The 9,301-nt window shown below is 74.5% G+C and carries 9 protein-coding genes and 1 pseudogene; 6 read left to right on the top strand and 4 right to left on the bottom strand.

The annotated features are described in order from the left end of the window. Positions 1-101: 101 nt before the first annotated feature. The 3 genes from E1165_RS26060 to E1165_RS26070 all read left to right on the top strand — a co-directional run bounded on the left by E1165_RS26060 (position 102) and on the right by E1165_RS26070 (position 2,007). Entirely contained in the window at positions 102-608 is a 507-nt protein-coding gene (locus tag E1165_RS26060; RefSeq protein WP_243704994.1) for a glycine cleavage system protein R, read from the top strand. Further along, positions 605-1,165, top strand: coding sequence for a peptide deformylase (locus tag E1165_RS26065; RefSeq protein WP_132394376.1), 561 nt, complete (start codon positions 605-607; stop codon positions 1,163-1,165). The genes E1165_RS26060 and E1165_RS26065 overlap by 4 nt, the downstream gene beginning before the upstream one ends. 104 nt (positions 1,166-1,269) lie before the next feature. Continuing rightward, the gene (locus tag E1165_RS26070) at positions 1,270-2,007 is read left to right on the top strand and encodes a hypothetical protein (RefSeq protein WP_132394377.1); all 738 of its coding nucleotides are present in this window, start codon (positions 1,270-1,272) and stop codon (positions 2,005-2,007) included. Between the two features lie 10 nt (positions 2,008-2,017). On the opposite strand, the gene disA is transcribed toward E1165_RS26070, so the two are convergent. From disA to E1165_RS26090, 4 genes are all read right to left on the bottom strand, one after another. Continuing rightward, positions 2,018-3,199, bottom strand: coding sequence for a DNA integrity scanning diadenylate cyclase DisA (gene disA / locus E1165_RS26075; protein ID WP_132394378.1), 1,182 nt, complete (start codon positions 3,197-3,199; stop codon positions 2,018-2,020). A 143-nt stretch (positions 3,200-3,342) separates the two neighbouring features. Beyond that, entirely contained in the window at positions 3,343-4,797 is a 1,455-nt protein-coding gene (radA, locus tag E1165_RS26080) for a DNA repair protein RadA (protein ID WP_132394379.1), read from the bottom strand. 91 nt (positions 4,798-4,888) lie between these two features. Then, on the bottom strand, positions 4,889-5,641 hold the full coding sequence (locus E1165_RS26085) for a copper chaperone PCu(A)C (RefSeq protein ID WP_132394380.1): 753 nt from the start codon (positions 5,639-5,641) through the stop codon (positions 4,889-4,891). 142 nt (positions 5,642-5,783) lie between these two features. Beyond that, positions 5,784-6,623 (bottom strand): UbiA family prenyltransferase, encoded by an 840-nt coding sequence (locus E1165_RS26090; protein WP_132394381.1) that lies wholly within the window; start codon positions 6,621-6,623, stop codon positions 5,784-5,786. Positions 6,624-6,668: 45 nt separating this feature from the next. Here E1165_RS26090 and E1165_RS26095 point away from each other — a divergent pair, with 45 nt between their 5' ends. The 3 genes and pseudogenes from E1165_RS26095 to E1165_RS26105 all read left to right on the top strand — a co-directional run. Next, positions 6,669-7,424 carry a bifunctional 2-polyprenyl-6-hydroxyphenol methylase/3-demethylubiquinol 3-O-methyltransferase UbiG gene (locus tag E1165_RS26095; RefSeq protein WP_132394382.1) on the top strand — a complete coding sequence of 252 codons (756 nt, stop codon included), beginning with the start codon at positions 6,669-6,671 and terminating at the stop codon, positions 7,422-7,424. Between the two features lie 43 nt (positions 7,425-7,467). Further along, the gene (locus tag E1165_RS26100) at positions 7,468-8,634 is read left to right on the top strand and encodes an acyl-CoA dehydrogenase family protein (protein ID WP_132394383.1); all 1,167 of its coding nucleotides are present in this window, start codon (positions 7,468-7,470) and stop codon (positions 8,632-8,634) included. 34 nt (positions 8,635-8,668) lie between these two features. Beyond that, positions 8,669-9,301, top strand: a pseudogene (locus E1165_RS26105) (type III polyketide synthase); the annotation flags it as partial.

Genomic DNA, 9,301 nt, shown 5'->3' on the forward strand with positions numbered 1-9,301 from the left:
CGCTGGTCGGCACGCTCGGGCGGCGGCTGATCTGGCTGGTCGACGGGGTGCCGTGCGGGTACGCCGACGGCGCGCTGCGCACCATCGACGGCACGCCGGTCGTGGCGGCCGACGACGCCGAGGTGCTGATCTGGCACCCGATCGGGCGGGACGTCGCCGAGGTGCTCGCCCGGCTCGGCGCGAACCTCACCGACTCCACCATGACCCGGCTGCGGGGTCACTTCGCGATGACCCTGATCTGCGTCGGTCCGGCCGCCGCCGAGGTGGAGGCCGCCCTGGCGTCGCTGGCCGCCGACGGCCAGCTGCTGGCGACCGTACGGGCGGTCAGCCCCGACGGCGAGAAGGTGCCGGCCGGTGAGCCGTACGTGATGGCGGTGCACGGCGCGGACCGGATGGGCATCGTGGCGGCGATGACCCGGGTGCTCGCCGAGGCCGGCGGCAACGTCACGGACCTGAGCACCCGGCTCACCGGGTCGCTCTACGTGGTGGTGGCCGAGGTGGACCTGCCGCCGGGTGTCGCCGACGCGCTGGCCCGCCGGCTCGCCGTGACCGCGGCCGACCTGGGCGTCGAGGTTTCCCTGCGGCCCGCCGACCCGGATCTGCTGTGAGCGAGGAGTACGCCGGCCTCGGCGACTGGTGCCCGGACGCGCTCGCCCCGCCGGGCGCGGTGCGCCCGGTGGTCACCGCGCCGAACCCGGTGCTGAGCCGTCCCGGCGTCGCGGTGGACCCCACCGCCGAGGAGACCGTCCGGCTCGCCGCGGACCTGATCGCCACCATGCGGGTGTCGCCCGGCTGCGTGGGGCTGGCGGCCCCGCAGGTCGGGGTGGGCGTCCAGGTGTTCGCGGTGGACGTCACCGGGCATCCGAAGGCGGTGACCGTGCACGGCATCTTCGTGCTCTGCAACGCGCGGGTGGTGGAGGCGACCCGGTGGAAGGCGGGCCGGGAGGGCTGCATGTCCGTGCCGGACCTGACCGGTGACGTGAAGCGGGCCAGCCGACTGGTCGTGGAGGGGGAGTTGCCCGGCACCGGCAAGTCGGTCCGGCTGGTCACCGACGGCTTCGAGGCGCGTGCCCTGCAGCACGAGATCGATCACTGCGCGGGTCAGCTCTTCCTGGACCGGGTGGCCGGCGCGCACGCCGTCTACCAGCGGAAAGTCTATCTGTGAGCGGTGCCGCTCCGTCGTGAGTGGAATGTCGATCCGGTGAGAACGACGCGGTCCGGCGCGTCGCGGCGGTTCCCCACCCGGTGCGCCGCTACGGTGGAGGCATCATGCGTCTGACGGTCGGTCCCCTGCCATCCGCCGTGTACTGGCGGCGTCGTGCCGTCGTACTCGGAGCTGCGCTCCTCTTCCTCATCGTCGTGCTGTATTCGTGCAACGGGTCGGAGGACGCGGCGAAGACACCGGGGGCGAATTCCACGCCGTCGTCGCCGGCCGGCGCGCCGTCGGCGACAGGCGCGTCGCCGACCCCGGATTCCGCGTTCCCGTCGGCCGGGCCGGACTCGCCGGGCGGTCCGGGCACCTCGGGTGCGCCCGTCGATCCGCCGGTCGCGCCGGTCGGGGGCACCGGCACCGGCAGTGGCACCGGCACCGGCACCGGCACTGACGAGGGCACCTGCACCGACACCGAGATCACGGTGACGCCGGTGGCGTCGCCCTCCGTCGTCCAGCCCGGGGCGTTGGTCGACCTGCAACTGCGGGTCAAGAACACGTCCCAGCGCACGTGCAGCCGCGACGTCGGCGCCGACCGCCAGGAGTTGTTCATCAAGTCCGGCGCGGAGACGGTCTGGTCGTCGGACACCTGCGGCACCGGCAAGGGCTCGGACGTGCAGTCGTTCACCCCCGGCTTCGAGCGGATGTACCAGCTCACCTGGAACGGCCGGGACGCCACCAAGTGCGCCGGTGGGGTGGCGGCCGGCCCGACACCACCGCCCGGGGCCTACCAGGTCTTCGCCCGGGTCGGCACCAAGCTCAGCGAGCCGGTGAAGCTCACCATCGCCGCCAACTGACCGGGAGCGGTCAGACGTACCGCTCCAGGATGGACGCCTCGGCGAGCCGGGACAGCCCTTCCCGTACCCCCCGGGCCCGGGCGTCGCCGACGCCCTCGACGGCCTGGAGATCCTCCACGGTGGCGCCGAGCAGCCGCTGGAGACTGCCGAAGTGCATGACCAGCCGGTCGACGATCGCGACGGGCAGACGCGGCACCTTGGCCAGCAGCCGGAAGCCGCGCGGGCTGACCGCCGCGTCCAGGGCGTCGGAGGCGGCCGGATAGCCGATCGCCTTGGCCACCGCCACCAGGTCGATCAGCTCGGTGGCGCCGAGCAGGTCCAGCTCGACCAGCGCCTCGTCCAGGGTGCGGGACTTGCGGCCGGCGGGGAGGTAGTCGCGGATGACGAGGGTGCGGTCCGCGTCGACGCCGGCCATCAGCTCGTCGAGTTGGAGGGCGAGCAGCCGGCCGTCGGTGCCCAGCTCCACCACGTACCCGGCGATCTCGTCGGCGATCCGGCGGACCATCTCCAGGCGCTGCACCACGGCCACCGCGTCCCGTACGGTGACCAGATCCTCGATCTCCAGCGCCGAGAGGGTGCCGGAGACCTCGTCCAGGCGCAGCTTGTAGCGCTCCAGGGTGGCCAGGGCCTGGTTGGCGCGGGAGAGGATCGCCGCCGAGTCGTCCAGGACGTGCCGCTGGCCGTTGACGTAGAGGCTGATGATCCGCATCGACTGGCTCACCGAGATGACCGGGTAGCCGGTCTGCCGGGCCACCCGCTCCGCGGTGCGGTGCCGGGTGCCGGACTCCTCGGTGGGGATCGACGGGTCGGGCATCAGGTGCACCGCCGCGCGGACGATCCGGGTGCCGTCGCTGGAGAGCACCACCGCGCCGTCCATCTTGCACAGCTCGCGGACACGGGTGGCGGAGAACTCGACGTCCAGCGGGAAGCCACCGGTGCAGATCTGCTCGACGACCTTGTCGTAGCCGAGCACGATCAGCGCGCCGGTCCGGCCGCGCAGGATTCGCTCCAGCCCGTCCCGCAGCGCCGTGCCGGGTGCCATCAGGGCCAGGTTTGCCCGCAGCGGGTCACCGGCGCTGCCGGTCCCACCGGTGACGCTCACGCTGATCGGACGGGTGGGCGAGCCCACGGCACCGGCGCGGGCGTGGGGTGGCGCGCCGGCAGGCTTGGTGGTGTCGCGGTCGATCGGCACGCGCACAGTCTACGGACTGCCCTGCGGTGGGTGCTGTCGTGGTTACTGTGATGTGTCACAGCGTCGGGTTCCTCCGGCTTGTCGGGCCTGCCAGGGTTTGTTCGCGATAGCCGGGTCGGCCCCGCGGCGGTGGCCACCGTCGGTCACTCGGCGGATGCGCGGGCGACAGCCTGGAGCGCGGATCGGACGTCCGTGACCTCCGTCACCCGTATGTTCTCCGGGGTGACGCCGGTGCTGCCGGGCCCGCAGCCGGGCGGCACGAGCGCCACCCGGAAACCGAGGCGGGCCGCCTCGGCCAGCCGGCGGGGGACCGCCCCGACCCGACGCACCTCGCCGGTCAAGCCAACCTCACCGATCGCCACCAGGTGCGGTGCGATGGCCAGGTTCAGCCCGCCGGACGCCACCGCCAGGGCGACGGCCAGGTCGGCGGCCGGCTCGACCACCCGGATACCGCCGACGGTGGCGGCGAAGACCTCCCGGTCGTGCAGGGTGAGCCGCTCGGTGCGGCGCTGGAGCACCGCGAGCACCATGGCCAGCCGCGCGCCGTCCAGGCCGGAGACCGTCCGCCGGGGAGACCCGGCGACCGTCGCGCCGATCAGCGCCTGCACCTCGGTGACCAGGGCCCGCCGCCCCTCCATCGCCACCGTCACACAGGTGCCGGGCACCGGCTCGGAGTAGCGGGTGAGGAAGAGCCCGGACGGGTCGGCGAGGCTGCTGATGCCACCCTCGTGCATCTCGAAGCAGCCGACCTCGTCGGCCGCGCCGAAGCGGTTCTTGACGCCCCGCACCATCCGCAGGGACGAGTGCTTGTCGCCCTCGAAGTGCAGCACCACGTCGACCAGGTGCTCCAGCACCCGGGGACCGGCGACCTGACCGTCCTTGGTGACGTGTCCGACCAGCACGGTGGCGATGCCGCGCTCCTTGGCGACCGCGACCAGGGCGGCGGTGACCGCCCGCACCTGGGTGACCCCGCCCGGCACCCCCTCGGTGCCGGTGGTGGAGATGGTCTGCACCGAGTCGAGCACCAGCAGGCCCGGCTTGACCGCGTCGAGGTGGCCGAGCACCGCGCTCAGGTCGCTCTCGGCGGCCAGGTAGAGCTGCTCGTGCAGGGTGCCCATCCGTTCGGCGCGCAACCGGACCTGGCTGACCGACTCCTCGCCGCTGACCACCAGCGAGGGGCTGCCGGCACCGGTGGCCCACTGCTGGGCCACGTCGAGCAGCAGGGTGGACTTGCCCACCCCGGGCTCGCCGGCCAGCAGCACCACCGCGCCGGGGACCAGGCCGCCGCCGAGCACCCGGTCGAGCTCGCTGACGCCGGTGGGTCGGGCCCGGGCCGGGGCGGCGCTGATGGTGGCGATCGGGCGGGCCGGCTCGGCCGGCATCCGCGAACTCACCACCCGGCCGGAGACCACCGGACCGGTGACCGTGCACTCGACCACCGAGCCCCACTCGCCACACTCCGGGCAGCGCCCCACCCACTTGGGGGGCTGGTGGCCGCAGGCGTCGCACTCGTAGGCCGGGCGGGGCTCGCGGGCCGCCCGGCCACGGGACGTGCCCGCCGCGCCGCCGCGCGCCGATGTCGATCGGGAGGTGGTCACCCCAGGACGCTATCCCTCCGCTGTGACGAAAACACCGCCGGCGTGGTGGTCACCACGCCGGCGGTGTTTTCGGCAGTTCGCGGGCGGAGGATCAGCCGTGGCCGGAGCCGCCCTCCTCCTGGCCCTCGTAGCCGCCGTGGCGCTCCACGATCGGCGACGGCGGGGCGGCCGGCGTCAGCGGAATGCCGATCGGGGCCGGTGTGCTGATGGTCTTGCCGTTGCCGAAGTCGAAGGTCAGGTTGACCTGCTGGCCGGCGAGCAGTTTCTCGTTCAGCCCGACGAGTTCGAGGTGACGGCCGCCCTGCACGGTCAACTGGAGGTAGCCCAGGGCCGGGATCTCGAACCGGGCCCGCTCGCCGGCCGGCGCGGACGGGCTCGGCGAGGCGCTCTCCGACGGGCGGGCGGAGGCCGAGCCGGAGGGGGACGCGTTGTCGGATGGCGACGCGCTGCCCGAGGGGGAGGCGCTGTCCGAGGGCGACGACCCGGGCGACACCGGGGCGGTCGGGCTCGGCGAGCCGGCCGCGCCGGTGAGCACGACCTCCCGCGCGCTGTCGGTGGTGACGGTCACCGTGACCGGCTCCCGGGTGTCGTTGTAGACCACCGCGTTGACCGGGGCGTTCCCGCCGGCCCGGTAGCCCTCGATGCCCGGGTACTCCACGTAGAGGCCGCGTACCTTGTAGTCGTTGTCCGGAGTCTGGATGTTGACGCCCTGGATCGACGGCTCCTTGTTGGCGGTCTCGGCCACCTGGCCGGCACCGCAACCGGTGACCAGCAGGGCGGTCGCCGCCGCCATGCCGGACAGCAGCAGGGCCGCCCGCCGGGAACCCCTGATCGAGCGCGTCACGTCGGTCCTCCTCGTCACGATCCCCACCCGGCCGTATCCCGGGCGCGGGGGTGGTCATACCCGCGCAGACCGCGCTCCAGCGTAGTTGGGGCTGATCGACGGCCGCACGCGGACCCGGTATCGCCACCTGGCCGGGCGGCGGTCACACCACCCGGCCGCTCGCCACCAGGAGCACCACATCGATCAGAGCCACCACCATCACCGCCCGGAAGGCGGCCACCGGGCGACGCCCGGCGCGGTCGGCGGCGCGTGCGCCGTACCAGCCGAGGGGAGGCACCACGACGGCGGCGGCGACCGCCGACAGGCCCAGCCAGGACGGCGACCCGGGTGGCCCGGCGACCAGGGCGACGGTCGCGGCGAGCAGCAGCCCGGCGGCGGCCACCCGGCTGCCGGCCGGACCGAGCCGGTGCGGCAGCCCGCGTACCCCGGTGCGGGCGTCGTCGGCGAGGTCCGGCAGCACGTTGGCGAAGTGCGCCCCGGCGCCCAGCAGCGCCGCGGCGGCGACCAGCCAGACCGGTGGGGCCGGCGCCCCGGGCAGCGCCAGCACCACGAAGGCGGGCAGGGACCCGAAGGAGACCGCGTACGGCAGCACCGAGAACGGCGTCGACTTCAACGGCCGGTTGTACAGCAGCGCCGAGACCAGGCCGAGCGTCGCCCAGAGCGCCGCCGTCGGGTTCGTGGCCAGCGCCAGCAGCGGGGTGACGGTCGCGGCCACGCCGGCGGCCAGCGCGACGGTCCGGCGCCGCACCAGGCCCGCCGCGACCGGTTTGTCGGTACGTCCCACCGTGGCGTCCCGGCCGGCGTCCAGCGTGTCGTTGCTCCAGCCCACCGCGAGTTGGCTGGCCAGCACCGTGCCGACCACCGGGGCCAGGCCGGTGGGGGAGTGCCCGACCCCCCACGCGAGCAGCCCGGCGACCGCGGTGACCGCGGCCGTCGGTTCCGGGTGGCTCGCCCTGACCAGCCCTAACACCGTCGACGACATAAGGGAAGTCTGGTCGTTACCGGGGAGTCGTGCCACGCTCGGTCCATGCGGAACGGTCCGGTGCCCACGCCGCCCCGCCTGTTGCCCCGTAACGATCCCCGTCAGTACGACGACCTGGCCGGCGAGTGGTGGCGACCGGACGGCGCGTTCGCCATGCTCCACTGGCTGGCCCGGGCCCGGGCCGCGCTGGTGCCGCCCGCGTCCCGTCCCGGCGCCCTCCTGGTCGACCTGGGCTGCGGGGCCGGGCTGTTGGCCCCGCACCTGGCCGGCAAGGGTTACCGGCACGTCGGGGTCGACCTCACCCGCTCCGCCCTGGACCAGGCCGCCGACCACGGGGTGACCGTGCTGGTCGGGGACGCCACCGCCGTGCCGCTGGCCGACGGTTGCGCCGACGTGGTGGCCGCCGGCGAGCTGCTGGAGCACGTACCGGACTGGCGGCGGGCGGTCGCCGAGGCGTGCCGGCTGCTGCGTCCCGGTGGGTTGCTGGTGCTGGACACCCTCAACGACACCGTGCTGGCCCGGTTGGTCGCGGTGGAGATCGGGGAACGGCTGCCCACGGTCCCCCGGGGCATCCACGATCCACAGTTGTTCGTGGACGCCCGGCAACTGGTTGTCGAGGCCGCCCGGCACGGGGTCCACCTGCGCGTACGCGGTATCCGACCGAGTCTGTCCGGCACGGCGGCCTGGTTGCTGCGGCGGCTGCGCGGCGGCACGGGCGGGCGGCTCCACCGGGAACCCCGGATCAAGCCGACATGGTCCACGGCCGTGCTCTACCAGGGGCGCGGCGTCCGGCACGGATGACCGGGCCGGGTGGGGGCAGAAGAGAGCCACAGAAGGGAACGACATGACTGTGCACGCGCTGGAGGCGGCCCGGCGGTTGGCGCCGCGGTTCGCCGCGCGGGCGGCCCGGCACGACGAGGACGGCTCGTTCCCGGTGGAGGACTTCGCCGAGCTGCGCGAGGCCGGGCTGTTCGGCCTGATGGTCCCGCGCGGGCTGGGCGGCGCGGGTGCGACGTTCGCCGAGTACGCCGCGGTCGCCACCGAACTGGCCCGGGGCAACGGCGCGACCGCGTTGGTGTTCAACATGCACGCCTCGGTCACCGGGGCGCTGGGCGCGGTCACCGAGGAACTGGCCGAGGCGCTGGGCGTGCCGGACGAGGCGCTGGCCGCCCGGGACCGTCTGCTGCGCGCGGCGGCCGAGGGCTCCTGGTACGCGGTCGCGATGAGTGAGCGCGGCGCGGGTGCCCGACTGTCGCAGCTCAGCACCGTCTACGAGCCGGTCGACGGCGGCTGGCACCTCAAGGGCGCGAAGACCTTCTGCTCCGGCGCGGGGCACGCCGACGGCTATCTGGTGGCCGCCCGCAGCGCCAGTGACCAGTCGGTGGTCTCCCAGTTTCTCGTGCCGCCCGGGGTCGGGTTGACCGTCGAGCCGACCTGGGACTCGCTCGGCATGCGGGCCACCGCCTCGCACGACCTGCACCTGGACGTGACCGTGCCGGCCGATCGGTTGCTCGGCGGGGTGGAGGGGCTGGCCCTGGTGGTCGCCCAGCTGATGCCGCACTGGTTGGTGGCGAGCTACGCCGCCGTCTACGTGGGAGTGGCCCGGGCGGCGCTGGACGCCGCTGCGGAGCACCTGAACGCGCGCGGCCTGGCCGGCCTGCCGGCGGTGCGGGCCCGGCTCGGTCGGGCGGACGCGGCGGTGGCCGCGGCCGGACTGGTCGTGGCGGAGGCGGCCCGCCGGGTGGACGAGGCTCCGGGGGACGCCGAGACCAACCGCTGGGTGTGGCGTGCGAAGCTGCTGGCCGGTACGACGGCGGCCGAGGTGGCCGCGTCGGTGCTGGAGGCGGCGGGCACGTCGGCCACCCGACGGGGCCATCCGCTGGAACGGCTCTACCGGGACGCCCGCTGTGGTTCGCTGCACCCGGCCACCTCCGACGTGTGCGCCGACTGGCTCGGCGTGGCGGCGCTCGGCGGTGACCCGGACCGGGACGGATCGGCGCCTCGTTGGTAGGTCGGGCAGGCAGAACCGGACGAGAGGTGGGGACATGGCCGTGCCAGTGATCGCGGGTCTCGGTACGGCGCAACCGCCGGGCGCCGCGCAGGCCGAGTTGTGGGAGGGCTTCTTCTCCCGGCACTTCTCGGGCACCACCCGCGCGCTGGCCGAACGGATCTTCGCCAACTCCGGCGTGGACCGGCGGCAGGCGGCGGTGAACCCCCTGTTGGAGGACGTCTCCGACTGGCCGACCGAGCGTCGGATGCGGCGCTACCAGGTGGAGGCCCTGCCGCTGGGCAAGGAGGCGGTGGGGCGGGCGTTGACCGCCGCCGGCCTCGACGCGGGTGACGTGGGGTTGTTCGTGGTCTGCTCCTGCACGGGTTACGCCACCCCGGGGCTGGACATCCTGCTCGCCCGGGACCTGGGCATGGCGCCGGACACGCAGCGGATGTTCGTGGGCCACATGGGCTGTTACGCGGCGCTGCCCGGACTGGGCGCGGCGGGTGACTTCGTCACCGCCCGGGGCCGGCCGGCCCTGCTGCTCTGCGCCGAGCTGACCAGTCTGCACATCCAGCCGGCCTCGGCCAGGCTGGACACCCAGCAGATCGTCTCGCACGCACTCTTCTCCGACGCCGCGGTCGCCGCGGTGCTGGTGCCGGGCACGCCGGCCCCGGGTGGGCGGGGC

The sequence above is a fragment of the Micromonospora sp. KC723 genome (assembly GCF_004348595.1).
Lineage (GTDB): Bacteria > Actinomycetota > Actinomycetes > Mycobacteriales > Micromonosporaceae > Micromonospora.

Bases quoted from the DNA above. Each gene is read 5' to 3' on its own strand.
- E1165_RS26070 (WP_132394377.1), top strand. From the start codon at position 1,270: ATGCGTCTGACGGTCGGTCCCCTGCCATCCGCCGTGTACTGGCGGCGT.
- E1165_RS26090 (WP_132394381.1), bottom strand. From the start codon at position 6,623: ATGTCGTCGACGGTGTTAGGGCTGGTCAGGGCGAGCCACCCGGAACCG.
- E1165_RS26095 (WP_132394382.1), top strand. From the start codon at position 6,669: ATGCGGAACGGTCCGGTGCCCACGCCGCCCCGCCTGTTGCCCCGTAAC.
- E1165_RS26100 (WP_132394383.1), top strand. From the start codon at position 7,468: ATGACTGTGCACGCGCTGGAGGCGGCCCGGCGGTTGGCGCCGCGGTTC.